Consider the following 15,271-nt stretch of genomic DNA (forward strand, 5'->3'; position numbering starts at 1 on the left):
TCATTGAAACAATCATGAAAACATATGAGAAAATGGATATAACCAACGAAACAATAAGCGAAGTCGCATTAGAGGCCCCCGTTTAAATTGCATGACCACGCGGATAAAATTGATTATTTATACCAATTGCTTCACAAACATTTAAATTAGGTAATGGCAATGTAAGCTTTGACTCATTTATTCTCGCTTACTGTGGCTTTTGTTATTTTACGTTCCCCGGCCCCCAAATTCGCTACCCCAATCACCTTTCCCCGGCGTAAATCCTGTTAGCGTTATCCGCCTGCGCAACATCAATATGGAGTCTCAATGCGTACCCCAATTATTCTTGACTGTGATCCCGGCCATGATGACGCCATCGCCCTGATACTGGCACTGGCCTGCCCGGAGCTGGAGCCACTGGCGGTCACCACCAGTGCCGGCAACCAAACCCCGGACAAAACCCTGAACAACGCCCTGAGGGTACTGACACTGCTGCAACGCAGTGACATCCCGGTCGCCGGCGGTGCCATTAAACCCCTGGCCCGGGAGCTGATCATCGCCGACAACGTCCATGGTGAATCCGGCCTCGATGGCCCCAAACTGCCGGATCCCGGCTTTGCCCCCCAGCCCATCAACGCCGTAGAGCTGATGGCCGACAAGCTTCGAGCCAGCCCGGTTGCCGTTACCCTGGTACCCACCGGCCCTCTGACTAACATCGCCCTGCTGCTGGCCAACCACCCGGATCTGCACAGCAAGATCGAACGTATTGTGCTGATGGGCGGCGCCGCAAGCATGGGTAACTGGACTCCGGCAGCGGAGTTCAATATCTACGTGGATCCGGAAGCCGCCGACATGGTGTTCAAGTCCGGCATCCCCATCACCATGTGTGGCCTGGATGTCACCCATGAAGCCCAGATAATGGATGAGGACATTGAGCGGATTCGTGCCATCGGCAACCCCATCTCTAATGTGGTGGCAGAGCTACTGGACTTCTTTATGATCTATCACCGCGACCCCAAATGGGGCTTTACCGGCGCCCCCTTGCACGACCCCTGCACCATCGCCTGGCTGGTCGCTCCTGAGCTGTTTAACACCAAAGCCTGCTGGGTCGGCGTTGAAACCCAGGGGGAACATACCCAGGGGATGACGGTCGTGGACTACTATGATCTCACTGGCAAGCCGGCCAATACCCTGGTGGCCATGGGGCTGAATCGACAAGGCTTCGTCGATCTGCTGGCAGAACGTCTGAGTTTCTACAACTGAGCCGGCCGCAACAAAAAGGCCGGCCCTAGGGACCGGCCTTTCACAGCCATCACATTAACTCACTCGAAACCGCAGGGTCAGCTCGGTCAGGCTGTGTGCCAGCTTGGCCAACTCCTGACAAGCACTGGCTGTCTGCTGCGTTCCCGTCAGCACTTCCGCTGCGGTGTCATGAATATTAACGATATTTCGATTCAGCTCCGCGGTAACACTGGACTGCTCCTCGGTGGCACTGGCGATGTGCGCCGACATATCCCCGATCTGGCCCATGGCCGCATTAATGGCACCAATCACCTCACCGGTCCGGTTGGTCTCCAGCACACTGGTGGCCATGGTGTTGCGGCTCTGCTCCATCACGCGCTCGGCATCGAGCGCCCGCTGCTGGGTACTGTCGATAATCTCGTGAATCTGGGTGGTGGAGTCCTGGGTGCGGCTGGCCAGGGTACGGACCTCATCGGCCACCACCGCAAACCCCCGCCCCTGCGCGCCAGCCCGGGCCGCCTCGATAGCGGCATTCAACGCCAACAGGTTGGTTTGATCGGCGATCTCCCGAATCACCGACAGCACCACCGCAATGCGGGAGCTGTCCGCCACCAGCTGACGAATCACGTCACTGGCCTCGGTCAACTGCTGCGACGCCGCCTGAATACTGGCCTGGCCCGACTGAGCCACCCGCTCTCCCTCACTGGCCGACATCCGCGCCTGGTTGGCCGTTTCTGCCGCCTCCGAGGTGTTGTCTGAGATCTCGCCGATGGAGGATTGCATCTGGTTCATGGCGGTCGCCACCATATCAACATCGGTCCGCTGACGATCCATGCCAGTCGCCGCATCCTGAGAGATGGCACTGACCTCCTCAACGGCGGTCGCCAGCTGAGTCGCCGCGGTGCTCAATTCGATCACCAGGCTGTTCAGCTGACGCTGCATCTGCAGGCCATCACAGGCCAGAGCCGCAAACTCGCGGGCATGGAAGCCATCATCACTGATGCTGGAGGTCAGATCGCCAGCGGCAATCCGGCGTAAAAACTCCCCCATGGCACTTAACGGAACCACGATGCTGCGCAGCAACAAGAACGCTGAAAACAGCAGCAGGGAAATGAAACAGGCGGACACCATCAGGCTGTAGCGTGACAACTCACTCAGAGCGGTCACCGTCGTGCTTTTCGCCTGAACCACCCGCTCCGCCGACAGCTGCTTTAACGCCTCCAGCGTGTGCTGCACCTGCATGTACACCTCCCAACTTTGCCGGGACGACAGATAACGGGCGGCCCCCTGAGTGTCACCGGCAGCATCCAGTTTCAGGAACTGGTCATGGATGAGGCTGTACTGGGCAATGTCCCGCAGCAGTTGCTGCAGCAACTGCTGCTCCTGTCCCCGGCTTTCAGCCAGGGCCTTGGTCAATACGCGCTGTTGATCCTGCCTGAGATCCTCCAGATAGCTGAGGGCGGTATCCGGCATCGGCGACCCGATCTCCCGCCGCAAGATATACCCCAGCTCTTCACGCCGCAGACCATCAAACCCAACACTGATCTGGCTCAGATCGGACTGGTTCAAAAAGCCCTGCTCAAGTTGGCCAACGGCGTCGCCGACCCGTGAGGAACTCAGGTAAATGGTGCCAACCACGACCAGAAACAGGGAAAACAGGCCAAGAAATACCCCGGCCAGCAATGCCCGGATGGAAGGTGGTTGAAGTAATCGTGTCAATATCATGGATGCAGTTCTCTTTAAAAATGGCAACAAGGTTGCCGGGCAGTAGATGCATCCTGACCCTAGGTCTCAGTGAGACCGATATAGTTATAGTGGTGTTGTTATACGATGAAAAGCGACGAAAGGCCTTGATCTCTTGACCGATTCCTAGCCCATTTCGACAATTTCTCGATCTGGTTCGCACTATTTCGCAGTTTACCCCGACCGCAACACGATCAGGCACTGCTCAGGCAAGACAAAGGAAAAAGGCGGGAGGGCTCCCGCCCCTGGAAGGGTTAGCGGGTTTTCACCCCGGCAGAGAGCAATACCGACGCCACTGCACAGGCGGCAATGCCCATCAGTCCCCAGCCAACGTTATCGCCGATATCCAGGATGTACTTCCCGGCCAACAGCAGGGTGGCAACGGAAAACACCACTGCCAGGGCTTTCTGCCTGGCCCAGATGGCAATGGCAAACAGCACCGGCAGCACCATTAACCCGTAGGCGACCCCACCCCAGTGCTCTCCGGTTTGGTAAAAACCCGCAAAGCTGTTAAACGGCTGATACCAGAAAAACGCACTGGCCAGCGCCAATATCACGGCGACGATTTTTTTGTTCACGGCTTATACAACTCCCAATGACACACAAAATTGCTTTGCATCATAGTGCTTTAGCTTGATCAGAACCACCGTTCAAGCGGGTAAAATGCCCCTCGGTCACAAAACAACATACCCACCCTCGGCTTCACTGATGTGCACTGCCAGGCTGCCCCATCACGGCTTCGGTCTGTTGGCAGTTAAAGGCCGGAGCAACGGGGAACACTGGATCGGCGCGACGATGCATCCGGTTAAGCAAAAGTTCAGGCAAGAACCTGCCAACTGACCTAGGATAGGTAAAAGGAAAGCATAAGTGCATGAACTAGCGATATTAAATTTACAAAAAAACAAGGGGTGTGATCATGAAAGCTATGACGCTGTTGGCTCTGGGTATGCTCTGCTGTGCCCCGGTATCGGCGCAGTGGTTTGTGGCCCCGTTCGGCGGCTACAGCTTTGGTGCCAACGACTTCGACCTGAGCAACACCGAAGATGACAACAGCGGCAGCCTGAGTATCGAAGAATCGGGTCATTATGGCGCCATGGCCGGCGCCATGGTCGACGACACCGGCAGCGTCTACCTGTATTACAGCCACCAGGACACCGACCTGCGCAGTGGCGGCGCCTTCAGCCCGCAATTGCTGGAATCTCTCAGTGTCGACTACCTGCACCTGGGGGGAACCCGCTACTACCCGCAGGCACAATTCAACCCTTACATCAGTGCCAGTATCGGCCTGACCCAATTGCGCCCCGGAGGCGACCTGTCCAACGAAACCAAATTCTCGATGGGGTTGGGCACCGGTCTGGAGTACGAGCTCGGCCAGCGATTATCGTTCTTCGCCGAAATTCGCGGCTTTGCCACCTTTACCGACTCCGAAGGCGGCATACTCTGCGACGGCGAAGGCTGCGTCTGGAAAATCAAATCAGGCATGTTCTGGCAGGGGCAAGCCAACCTGGGACTGCGATTGAGATTCTAAAGGGGCGGCAACACTTCTGACCACTGCTGATCCAGCATCGCCAGCACAGACTCAAACCCATGGCGTGGCTGCCAGCCCAGAGCACACTGGGCCGCCGACGAGTCGTACACCCGATCGATGCTGTGCGGCAGAATCCAGCCCCGTTCTGCAAAGGCCTGGACCAACTTTGGCTGTCGCCGGGCAATGACCTCGGCGGCGTGCTGTTTCAGGGCATCACAATCCTGACGCTGAAACGGGGTGGCACCGGAGATAATGAACCTATGAAACCCCGGCAGACGCTTGTCGATGGCTCGGGCATGAGCAGACGCCACATCCCGGGCATCGACGCCACGATTGAGGCGATACACCGCCATCTGATCCGCCGGCTCAGGAAAACATCGGGACATCTGCAATACGGTCACCGGAACCCCCAGGATCAGCGACAGCCGCTGCAGCTCGGTTTCGGCAGCGATCTTGGTTCGGTGGTAGATGGTCTTAGGTTGCGGCGACAGCTGCTCATCCACCCACCCCGCCGTGGCCTTCGGGGTTGAGGCATGGCCATAAAGCGCCGTAGTGCTGGTAAAGACGAAATGCCTGATGCCCGCCCGGGCCCCCTGGCGCATCAGCTCCGCGGTCATTTGCACGTTAATGGCATCAAATTCAGTGTCGGCGCGAAGGCCAACATGAGGCGCATGCAGGGCGGCGCTATGAACGATGACTTCGACGCCATCCAGAGCCCGGCGCATGATGGCAGGATCCTGCAGATCGCCGACAATGTGGGCGGTCGAGCAGGGCTGGCAATCGAGGCCTACGACCTGATGCCGGCGCATCAGCCCGACCACAATGGCTCGCCCCACCCGCCCGGCCGAACCGGTCACCAGAACCTTCATCCGCACCGTCTCCAATCCAGAGCGCGATTAATGGAGATGGCCCTCGCCATCGCCAGCCAGCGCCTTAAGCCGCGCGTCCTCCTGCTGTATCATCTGCTGCAGCTCGGCCATGTTCTGTTGCACTTTCATCGCCCCCAACTGGGCCCCCTGGGCCGACAACTGCGGCATCAGCGCAATGCTCTTGCGGCCGGTGGGCGTCTGATAGAAAGCGTTCAGATCCTGCAGTTCCTGCGCCGTAAAGGCTTCCGAGTACATATCGACCAGCATCGGTTTCAGGCTGGTGTAACTCATGTGTTTATGCAAAAACTCGCTCATCACCTGCTGATAGGGGGCCATGGCCGGGTTTTGCTTTACCTGCAGAGTCAGCATCTGGTCGATGGACTGCTCCAGCACGCGCGCCATGCCCATGGAGTCCAGCAATCGTTCCGCCTCCGCCCGGGCGTCGTCCGCCGCCCGCGCCGTCATGGTGGTCATCATCAGCACAATGGCCATTAGCCAGATGGGTTTCAAGGGCACCTCCTGCACACGCGATATGTAGATAACAAAGGCTTACTGCTCACTCAAGAGCATTTCAAAGATAGGTTCGCCATTTAACCAGAATATGGCCGACAATGTTGCGCCCTTTCGCACAACATTTGGCAGCCGCGCTCCAGTCTGGAGTCATGGCTCGCCCCGCTACCACTGCAGGGCATCAAAGTCAGTCAATGGCGGCAATAACGGCCGCCATACGCCGGGGTAATGTTCATCCTCTGTGGCAAAGCTCATCACACTGTCGGCCACCCCAGAAACCGGTCCGGAGAGCGCTTCCACCTTAAAGCCGTCAATAATCCATCCCTTCCCCCGTTTCAGAACGGGTCGAAGCAGCGGCCCGGCGGGCGCCGGATTCAGCTGTGCCACCGCATAGATCATCGACCGAAACGGACCGGCATCCCCACCGTCGTCGGTGGCCGATGCCCACAAGGTACCGTCGGCACCCAGGTGCAGATCAGAGATCGCCCGGCGCCCCGGGCGCCGAGGCCCCGGTGCCGTCACCTGCATCAACGGCTCATCCTGCCATTCCAGGCGGCCGCTCCGAGGCGCAAACTCCCCCAGGCGCAACTCCCCTTGCGGATAGTGGGAACTGCCGCCGCGCTCGGCAATGATCACCTTAAACCCCTGGTCTGAGGCCAGGCACACCATGCCTTCGACATTATCGCCATCGACGCCGGGCGCACTGTCCACCCGCCTGGGCAGCGGGTACACCGCCATCACCTCGGCCCGCTCCCCCTGAAGGCGCACGTGAAACACCCGGCCATAACGTCCCTGCCAGGTGCCAGACTCCGCCAGCAAAAACTCGCCATCGCGCCCCGGCAGGGCACACAGGGACTCCAGATCACTGGCCTGGCCATCGGGACTTCGCCATTCCTCGATGAGCACCGGCCGATACTCATAGCCGGAGGACGGGGTCATCCGTACGATCCCCAGCCGCTCCCCCTCCGCATAACTTTTGCGATCCAGCACCACCACAAAGGCGCTGTCATTCAGCGGCGCCATACCGCTGAAGCCCGGCACCGACGCCCACACTGACTGGGGCAGCCATGCCACAGCCACAATCCACCAACGCCACATAGAGAGTTCCGACTTTGTTACAGGAGAGAGCCCGAATGTCAGTCCGGGCACGTCACAGACAGGAGACCATCATATCCATTCCGGGTCATGGGTAAAGCTCACATTCACCCAATACCAGGGCTGAATCTTCGACGCGACTTCGGCGACGCGATAGCGAACATCATCCATCTGCTTCACCGTCATCGATTGATGGGTCATCAGCAGGTTCAGCTCCACGGTCACATTGCGACCGACACTGACGGTGCGCAGTTTGAACTGGGCGTCCAGCTCGGCGGCAATGGCTTCGGCCTCCCGCCTGAGTGGCGCCAGTTGCTTGTCGCCTACCCGAACCCGCAACACCTCCTTAAATGCCGTCACCAGGCTGTTCAGAGGCAGCAGGATAAACAGGCTCGATGCCAGTACCAGCATCAACGGGTCCGCGTAGGGCACCATCCAGCCAAATGAGGTTCCCTGCAGCAGAAATGCCACTGAAAAGCCCACCAGAACCCCGATACTGAGCAGTGAGTCTCCCAGCCACTGATTGCGCTCCGCCTTCAGAAGCCCGGAGGAGAGGCTTCGATTGCGTCGCTCGATCACCAGGGTCACGGCCACACAGCCCAACGAACTGATCAGCGCATACACCATGGCCGAAGAGGGGGATACGTCGCGGCCACCGGCCATCAAATCGGCCATGGCTTCGAAGGCGGAAAAGGCACACATGCCGATGAGGGTCAGTGATTTGAACACCACCAACAGCGGTTCAAAGTGCGCTTTGCCAAAGGGAAAACGTTCATCCTCATCCACTTGTTGTATCTGCTGCAACACCAACAGAGACAACAGGCTCAGGCCCATGCTAATGAGGGAATAGACTCCATCGAAGAGAATCATTCCGGATGAGGTCAGGATCCCCCATCCGACCCCGAACAGGGCAAAGGCTAATGTCACTACTACCGATAATTGAAGGAGTCTCTTTTCATTCATAAAGCCTGCTTAGTTGAGGGTGTCATCCATTCATAGCAGCCAACGGGATTGCACCCGAAGCCCACACGCACATGATTTAAGCTCATGTAACTATTGGATTTTAACACAGGTTATGAGCAAAAACTGACCGTGAAAGCGGAGCTGACCGTTATGGTGCAATAACCCTGGCGAGCCTCCGCGGCAAAGACGGCCACAAAAAAAGCCGCGCATGGGCGCGGCTGCAGCAAAGCGGAACGGCCTTAATCGGCCTGACGAATTTTGATCGGTTTACGCTCAATCAGTTTACCGTTAAGGGTAAACATCGCCTTTCTGGCCTTGTCGTAGCTGGGCATCTCGACAAAACCGAAGCCCTTGGACTCACCGCTGTGCTCATCCATGACCAGCGTGCAGTCGCTGACATCGCCAAAACGCTCAAACAGGGCTTTCAGATCAGCCTCAGTCAGGGTGCGGGCAAGATTTCGTACCAAAAGTTTCATAGTAGGCCGTCGTTATACAGAAGGGGAAAACACAATAAGCCGGCCATTATCCCAGATGCCCCAGCGCAAACCAAGCACTGCTTTAACTCATCGCCCGACCCGCTGAGCCACCTGCATCTTGAGCCAGTAACGCTGCTGACAACGGTTATGAAACTGCTTGCGCAGGGGCCGAATCGCCAATCCCGCCGTTTGTATGACCCGATAACTGATCCAGCACTCGAGGCAACAGTCCGCTGCCGGGGCTGCATCCGTCTCCGGGAGGTGGTCCTGCTCTTCGAGCTGGATCAGTTCGACGCCATTATCAAACCAGTAGTGGTATTCAGTTTCACACACCTCCACGCCCTGATCCTGATACCACCGCTGCTGACTCTGCTGCCGGGCCAGACCCACCCTGGAGGGAGACTGGCCAATTGCCAGAATGTAGCTGCTCAGATGTTCCATCGACACTCCCCTGCCTGTTGAACCCCAGCCCGAAACCGAGCCAGATGGCGCCTCAGTCTAGGGCGTCGGTGGCCGAATACAACCCACAGACAGTAGGGTTAACCAGTTGAGTCACAATAAAAAACGCCACGAGATCCCCCGTGGCGTCATTCTGGAATCACCGAAGCCGCTCTAGAGGCGGATGCCACCGTCCACCTCAATGCAGCGACCGGAGAAGTAGTCGTTGGCAATGATGAATTCGATGGCCTGGGCGATCTCGTCCGGTTGCCCCAGACGCCCCACCGGCACCGCCTGCTCCAGCCGGGCCAGTGCCTCAGGCTTCATGGCGTCGGTCATCTCGGTTTTGATCACGCCCGGCGCCACCACCCCGGTACGAATGCCATAGCGGGCCAGTTCCCTGGCCCAGCCTACGGCCATGGTGGCCACCGCCGCTTTCGAGGCAGAATAGTTGGTCTGGCCGATGTTGCCAGCCTTGGCCAGCGACGAGATGTTGATGATCACCCCCTGACAACCGGTCTCCACCATCACCGCCGCCGCCTCCCGGCCACACAGGAAGGTGCCGGTGAGATTAACATCAATCACCTTCTGAAACTGCGCCAGGCTCATCTTGGCGTTGACGGTTCCCTCCTTGGCTTTCAGCAACATGCCATCCGCCAGCACACCGGCATTGTTCACCAGCACATCCAGCGCCGCATGATCGCGTTTGATGGCGGCAAACACCGCTTCCACTTCGGCTTCATCGGTAATGTTGACCTGGTAGCCACTGGCATCAATGCCCTCGGCAGCCAGCGCCTGACAAGCCTGATCCAGCGCCTCTGCCTGGATGTCCAGTAGCGCCAGGCGGGCGCCCTGACGGCCAAGACGCTGTGCCATGGCCAACCCCAGTCCCCGGGCACCGCCGGTAATGGCCACCACCTTGTTATTGAGTTCCATCCTTACCCCTGCTTATTATTCTGCTGTTCAAACTGCTCAAAGATGCTGGAAAAGTCCCGGCGGCCATTACCTTTGGCCGCATGCAGGCGGAATAGGCTGGTGGCCAGCGACCCCATGGGGGTGGCGCTGCCGCTGTCGGTAGCGGTGTGTGCCGCCAACCCCAGATCCTTGCACATCAGGTCCACCATAAAGCCGCCCTGATAACCGTTGCTGGAGGGTACACTGTCCATTACGCCCGGACAGGGATTGTACTTCTCCAGGGTCCAGTTACCGCCAGAGCTGACCTTGATGATCTGCGACAGCACCTTGGGATCCAGACCGTTCTGAATCCCCAGTTGCAGCGCTTCCGAGGTACCGGCCATCAACACCGCCAGCAGCATGTTGTTGCAGATCTTCGCTACCTGACCGGCACCGGCCGCGCCGGCATGGAAGATGTTGACCCCCATGGATGCCAGAATCGGCTGCGCCTGAGCAAAGCCGTCGTCACTGCCGCCGCAGATAAAGGTCAGGGTTCCGGCGGCCGCGCCAGCGGTGCCTCCGGATACCGGTGCATCGACAAACTCCAGCCCCTTTTTCCGGGCAGCCTCCGCTACCACGCGGGCGCTTTCGGCGTCGATGGTGGAGCTGTCGATCAACAGGGTGCCTTGAGCCACGGTCTCCAGCAAACCCGACTCACCGAGATACAGGCCACGAACGTGCTTTCCCGCTGGCAGCATGGTGATCACCACCTCGGCACCGGCGGCGGCGCCACAGCTGGAGGGACAGGGAATCGCTCCCTGCTCGGCAATGGCGTGTACGGCGTCGTGATTGAGGTCAAACACCCGCACGGTGTGGCCGGCCCTGACCAGATTCAGGGCCATGGGCCCGCCCATGTTACCCAGGCCGATAAAAGCGATGGTCGCCATAACTACTCCTTGTTCCAGTTCTGTAATGGATGCTCACGCCAGGGTGGGGTCACCATGGCGTCGATGTGGGCCGACGGTACCTCGGAGACCGAGGCAAAACGCCACTTTGGCTGACGATCCTTATCGATCAACAGGGCTCTGACCCCCTCGACAAAATCCCCCAGCTCGGCGCAGCGTACGGCCATCACCAGCTCTTTTTCAAACACCTGCTCCAGGCTCAAACTCTGTCCCTGCTGCAGCTGATGCCACAGCAGGTGCATGGTAATGGGGCTGCCCACCGCCAGGGTGGCAGCGGCCCGGGACAGCCATTTCTGGTCACTGTCCAGCTGGCTCAGACGGGTCACCACTTCGGCCACCTCGTCACCGGCCATCAAGGCATCGATGCCGGTCTGATTGGCCCGCAATACACTGTCCGGCAACTGCGGTAAATCCTCGCCCTGATACCCCTTCAGCAGTCTGTCCACCGCTTGGTGGGCTCCAGGTCCAGGCCAGTCCAGCTCGCACAGGTCGCTCAGCAACTGCCCGCGACGTTCGCTGGCCACCCCATAATCCGCCAACCCCACATAGCGGGCGTCGGCGCCATTCATCTGATAGCCGGTCAGGCCGAGAAAGCGACCACACTGCCCCGGCATACGGTTCAAAAACCAGGTACCGCCGACATCGGGAAACAGACCGATGGTGATCTCAGGCATGGCGATGCGGGAGGTTTCGGTCACCACCCGGTGGCTGGCTCCGGCCATCAGCCCCAGGCCGCCGCCCATCACGATGCCGCTGCCCCACAGCACGATGGGTTTGGGATAGACATGAATCAGATGGTCGAGCCGGTACTCGGCGGTAAAAAACTGCTCCACCTCCTCAACCCGCTCGCCGGGGTGGGCTATACAGGCGTCGTACATGGCCCGAATGTCACCGCCGGCACAAAACGCCTTGTCTCCGGCCCCGTCGAGCAGTACACACTGAATGTCATCCCGGGTCCGCCAGGCCAGCAACTGCTGATACAGACGCTCCACCATCGGCAGAGACAGGGCATTGAGTGAGCGCTCACTATTGAGGGTCAGCTGACCGATGCGGGTACCACCGCGGCCCTGATGCTCTTGAACATGAACCAACTCTGTCATCAGCGATTCTTCCATTGTGGGGCGCGCTTCTCCAGGAAGGCATTAACGCCCTCCCCCTGATCCTCACTGTCGAACAGATCCAGAAACCGCTCGCGCTCGTTGACCAACGCCTGCTGGCGGGGCATGCTGCGTCCCGCCTGCACCAGGCTCTTGCAGGCAGCCACGGCGACCGGACTCTGTTTGGCCACACTCTGAGCCAACGTCAGGGCCGCATCCAGGGCCGCGCCGCGATCCACCACCTGCTCGACCAGACCGATGGTCAGGGCCTGATCCGCCTTGAGGCGCTCGCCACACAAGATCATCCGCTTGGCCCAGCCCTCACCCACCAGGGCGGTCAGGTTCTGAGTGCCGCCGGCGCAGGGCAGCAGCCCCACCGTGGCTTCCGGCAGGGCCATCTGGGCCTGAGCTTCGGCCACCCGCAGATCGCAAGCCAGCGCCACCTCCAGGCCACCGCCCATGGCGTAACCATTGATGGCGGCGATGGAGACGCCACGAAACGCCGACAGCGCTTCAAAGGCCCGGCCAAAGGCACGGGCCATGTTGGCGGCCACCGCCTTGTCGCCATCGGCAAATAGCTTCAGATCGGCGCCGGCGGAGAAGAACTTGTCGCCCTCGCCGGTCAGAACCAGGGCGTACACCGAAGGATCCGCATTCAGGTCGGCCACCAGTTGCTCCAGCTCACCGAGACTCTGCAGCGTCCAGGTGTTGGCCGGCGGGTTGTTGATGGTTACCAGGGCGATGTGGTCCCGGCGCTCAAGTTTCAAAAATTCCATTTAGCCTCTCCGTTACACAATGGCGCTGGCGTTGTCGTCCAGCAGGCGCCGGGCGATGATCAGCCGCATGATCTCGTTGGTGCCCTCCAGAATCTGATGCACCCGCACATCACGGACATGGCGCTCCAACGGGTACTCCTGAATGTAACCGTAGCCGCCGTGGATCTGCAGCGCCTCATTGCACACCATAAAACCGACGTCGGTGGCAAAGCGCTTGGCCATGGCACAGTAGGCCGTCGCCTCCGGATCGCCGTTGTCCAGCTTAAAGGCCGCCAGGCGCACCAACTGCCGCGCCGCCACCAGTTCGGTGGCCATGTCCGCCAGCTTGAATTGCAGCCCCTGGAACGCCGCCAACGGCTTGCCAAACTGCTTGCGCTCGGCCATGTACTGCTGTGCCCGCTCCAGCGCCGCCTGAGCGGTTCCCAACGAGCAGGCGGCGATGTTGATGCGACCGCCGTCGAGCCCTTTCATGGCAAAGGTGAACCCCTGGCCTTCGTCACCCAACAGGTTGGCCACCGGCACCCGCACGTTATCGAAGGTCACCAGCCGGGTCGGCTGGGCATTCCAGCCCATCTTCTCTTCGGCCTTGCCGTAGATGATGCCGTCCAGATCGGCGGGCACCGCAATGGCACTGATCCCCTTGGGGCCCTCACTGCCGGTACGGCACATCACCACCAGTAACTCGGTGGCTCCGGCACCGGAGATGAACATCTTGGCACCATTAAGCACGTAATGATCGCCATCCCGCTCCGCCTTGGTGCTCAGGCTGGCGGCATCACTGCCGCTGCCCGGCTCCGTCAGGCAATAGGAGGCCAGTTTTTGCCCCGTGGTCAGCGCCTCGCACCACTGGGCCTTGAACGCCTCGGTGCCCCAGGTCGCCACCATCCAGGTGGCCATATTGTGGATGGTCATCATGGCAGTGGTGGCGGTGCAGCCCTTGGACAGCGCTTCGAAAATCAGCGCGCTGTCGAGCCGGGACAGCCCCATTCCACCGGCCTCTTCCGGCGAATAGAGGCTGCAGAAGCCCAGCTCGCCAGCCTGCTGAATCACCGCTTTCGGAAAAAAGTGATCCTTGTCCCATTGACCGGCGTTGGGCGCCAGTTCCGCCTCGGCAAACTGCTCTGCCACCTCAATGAAGGCCTGCTGATCCTGAGTCAGATTAAAGTCCATCGTTCTCTCCTTACTTCAGGGCGATGGTCAGGTTCTGACCTTCGACGATGCCGGACTCGGGCCAGCGGGCGGTGACGGTTTTGGTTTCGGTGTAGAAACGCACTGCCTGCTTACCATAAGCGTGCAGGTCGCCATAGAAGCTGTTTTTCCAACCGGTAAAGGAGAAGAACGGCAGCGGTACCGGAATCGGCACATTGATGCCTACCTGGCCCACTTCAATCTCGTGCTGGTATTTGCGTGCCGCGGCACCGGAGTTGGTAAAGATCGAGGTGCCGTTGCCAAAGGGGTTGTTGTTCACCAGTTCGATGGCCTCGGCCAGGGTATTAACGTTGCTGGTGCACAATACCGGCCCGAAGATCTCCTCGTTGTAGATCCGCATCTGTGGCGTCACGTCGCTGAACAGCGTTGGTCCCACCCAGTTGCCGGACTCGTGGCCGGCAACGGTAAACTCGGAGCCATCCAGCAGACAGGTGGCCCCCTCCTCCTTGCCGGATTGAATCAGCTCCAAGACCCGCGCCTTGGCACCGGGGTTGATCAGCGGCCCGTAGCCGGCCTCCTCGTCGTCCCACAGTCCGGGACGAACCTTGGCCAGCGCCTGCTGTAACTCCGGAATCCACTGTTTGGACTCCCCCACAAACACCGCCACCGAAATCGCCATGCAGCGCTGACCCGCCGCGCCCACGGAGGAGCCGACCAGCTGATTGATGACGGTATCCTTATCCGCATCCGGCATCACCACCATGTGGTTCTTGGCGCCGGCAAACGCCTGGACCCGCTTCAGGTTGGCGGTACCGGTTTTGTAGATGTACTGCCCCACGGGCACCGAACCGACAAAGGAGATGGTCTTGATGTCCGGATGGGTCAGAATCTGATCCACCACCTCTTTGGCACCATGAACCACGTTTAGCAACCCTTTGGGCGCACCGGCCTGCTCGAACAGCTCCGCCAGCAGCATCGGCGTCATCGGATCCTGCTCGGACGGCTTGAGGACAAAGCCGTTACCGCAGGCGATGGCCATCGGGAACATCCACAGCGGGATCATCGCCGGGAAGTTAAACGGCGTAATGCCGGCACATACGCCCAGCGGCTGAATGTAACTGTAGGTGTCGATGCCACGGGCCACGTTTTCCACCGTTTCCCCCATCATCATGCTGGCGATGTTGGCCGCCTGCTCCACCACTTCGATGCCACGCCAGACGTCGCCCTTGGCATCGGCAAAGGTTTTGCCGGTCTCTTTGGCCAATACAGTGGCGATACGGTCGTGGTTCTCTTTCAGCAGGTGCTGATAGCGCAACATTAAGCGGGCCCGCTCCGAGACCGGCGTTTCCCGCCACTGGAGCTGGGCGGCCTTGGCGCTGGCGACGGCCTGGTTGACCTCCGCTTCGGTGGCGCAATTGAGCCGGGCAATGGTGCCGTTGTCGGCTGGGTTGGTGATCTCGATGATGTGGTCGCCGCTGCCGTCCAGGCATTCGCCGCCGATCAGGTGCTGTACTTGTGTGGTCATTGTTGCTTCTCCCGTTAGCTAA

16 protein-coding genes are annotated in these 15,271 nt (G+C 59.6%); 2 read left to right on the forward strand and 14 right to left on the reverse strand.

The features are described 5' to 3' along the window. The first annotated feature begins 306 nt into the window (after positions 1-306). On the forward strand, positions 307-1,242 hold the full coding sequence (gene rihA, locus BLT77_RS02435; protein WP_090361477.1) for a pyrimidine-specific ribonucleoside hydrolase RihA: 936 nt from the start codon (positions 307-309) through the stop codon (positions 1,240-1,242). A 54-nt stretch (positions 1,243-1,296) separates the two neighbouring features. On the opposite strand, the gene BLT77_RS02440 is transcribed toward rihA, so the two are convergent. Continuing rightward, positions 1,297-2,946 (reverse strand): methyl-accepting chemotaxis protein, encoded by a 1,650-nt coding sequence (locus BLT77_RS02440; protein ID WP_090361480.1) that lies wholly within the window; start codon positions 2,944-2,946, stop codon positions 1,297-1,299. 272 nt (positions 2,947-3,218) lie between these two features. Further along, entirely contained in the window at positions 3,219-3,542 is a 324-nt protein-coding gene (locus BLT77_RS02445; RefSeq protein WP_090361484.1) for a hypothetical protein, read from the reverse strand. Between the two features lie 338 nt (positions 3,543-3,880). Between BLT77_RS02445 and BLT77_RS02450 the strand changes: the two genes are divergently transcribed. Beyond that, entirely contained in the window at positions 3,881-4,492 is a 612-nt protein-coding gene (locus BLT77_RS02450; RefSeq protein ID WP_090361487.1) for an outer membrane beta-barrel protein, read from the forward strand. Here BLT77_RS02450 and BLT77_RS02455 read toward each other — a convergent pair. From BLT77_RS02455 to BLT77_RS02510, 12 genes are all read right to left on the reverse strand, one after another. Continuing rightward, positions 4,489-5,361 (reverse strand): NAD-dependent epimerase/dehydratase family protein, encoded by an 873-nt coding sequence (locus tag BLT77_RS02455; protein ID WP_090361490.1) that lies wholly within the window; start codon positions 5,359-5,361, stop codon positions 4,489-4,491. The two genes, BLT77_RS02450 and BLT77_RS02455, sit on opposite strands and share 4 nt — an antisense overlap. A gap of 27 nt (positions 5,362-5,388) precedes the next feature. Beyond that, the gene (locus tag BLT77_RS02460) at positions 5,389-5,871 is read right to left on the reverse strand and encodes a DUF2059 domain-containing protein (RefSeq protein ID WP_218126889.1); all 483 of its coding nucleotides are present in this window, start codon (positions 5,869-5,871) and stop codon (positions 5,389-5,391) included. Positions 5,872-6,036: 165 nt separating this feature from the next. Next, positions 6,037-6,969, reverse strand: coding sequence for an esterase-like activity of phytase family protein (locus BLT77_RS02465; protein ID WP_090361496.1), 933 nt, complete (start codon positions 6,967-6,969; stop codon positions 6,037-6,039). A 69-nt stretch (positions 6,970-7,038) separates the two neighbouring features. Beyond that, positions 7,039-7,929: a cation diffusion facilitator family transporter gene (locus BLT77_RS02470; RefSeq protein ID WP_090361499.1), complete on the reverse strand. Its 891-nt coding sequence runs from the start codon at positions 7,927-7,929 to the stop codon at positions 7,039-7,041. Positions 7,930-8,168: 239 nt separating this feature from the next. Then, positions 8,169-8,405, reverse strand: coding sequence for an RNA recognition motif domain-containing protein (locus BLT77_RS02475; protein WP_090361502.1), 237 nt, complete (start codon positions 8,403-8,405; stop codon positions 8,169-8,171). Between the two features lie 87 nt (positions 8,406-8,492). Continuing rightward, positions 8,493-8,846 (reverse strand): hypothetical protein, encoded by a 354-nt coding sequence (locus BLT77_RS02480; protein ID WP_090361504.1) that lies wholly within the window; start codon positions 8,844-8,846, stop codon positions 8,493-8,495. Positions 8,847-9,017: 171 nt separating this feature from the next. Beyond that, a complete protein-coding gene (locus tag BLT77_RS02485; RefSeq protein ID WP_090361506.1) occupies positions 9,018-9,779 on the reverse strand; it encodes an SDR family oxidoreductase in 762 nt (253 codons plus the stop codon). A gap of 2 nt (positions 9,780-9,781) precedes the next feature. Then, complete coding sequence (gene mmsB / locus BLT77_RS02490) at positions 9,782-10,684, reverse strand: 3-hydroxyisobutyrate dehydrogenase (protein ID WP_090361510.1); 903 nt, start codon at positions 10,682-10,684, stop codon at positions 9,782-9,784. 2 nt (positions 10,685-10,686) lie between these two features. Further along, complete coding sequence (locus BLT77_RS02495) at positions 10,687-11,802, reverse strand: enoyl-CoA hydratase/isomerase family protein (protein ID WP_090361513.1); 1,116 nt, start codon at positions 11,800-11,802, stop codon at positions 10,687-10,689. Next, entirely contained in the window at positions 11,802-12,575 is a 774-nt protein-coding gene (locus BLT77_RS02500) for an enoyl-CoA hydratase (RefSeq protein WP_090361517.1), read from the reverse strand. Before BLT77_RS02500 ends, BLT77_RS02495 begins: the two co-directional genes overlap by 1 nt. A gap of 12 nt (positions 12,576-12,587) precedes the next feature. Then, complete coding sequence (locus BLT77_RS02505; RefSeq protein WP_090361520.1) at positions 12,588-13,745, reverse strand: acyl-CoA dehydrogenase family protein; 1,158 nt, start codon at positions 13,743-13,745, stop codon at positions 12,588-12,590. A gap of 10 nt (positions 13,746-13,755) precedes the next feature. Beyond that, entirely contained in the window at positions 13,756-15,249 is a 1,494-nt protein-coding gene (locus BLT77_RS02510) for a CoA-acylating methylmalonate-semialdehyde dehydrogenase (protein ID WP_090361523.1), read from the reverse strand. Positions 15,250-15,271: the final 22 nt, after the last annotated feature.

This window comes from Ferrimonas sediminum, assembly GCF_900100175.1.
Taxonomy (GTDB): domain Bacteria; phylum Pseudomonadota; class Gammaproteobacteria; order Enterobacterales; family Shewanellaceae; genus Ferrimonas; species Ferrimonas sediminum.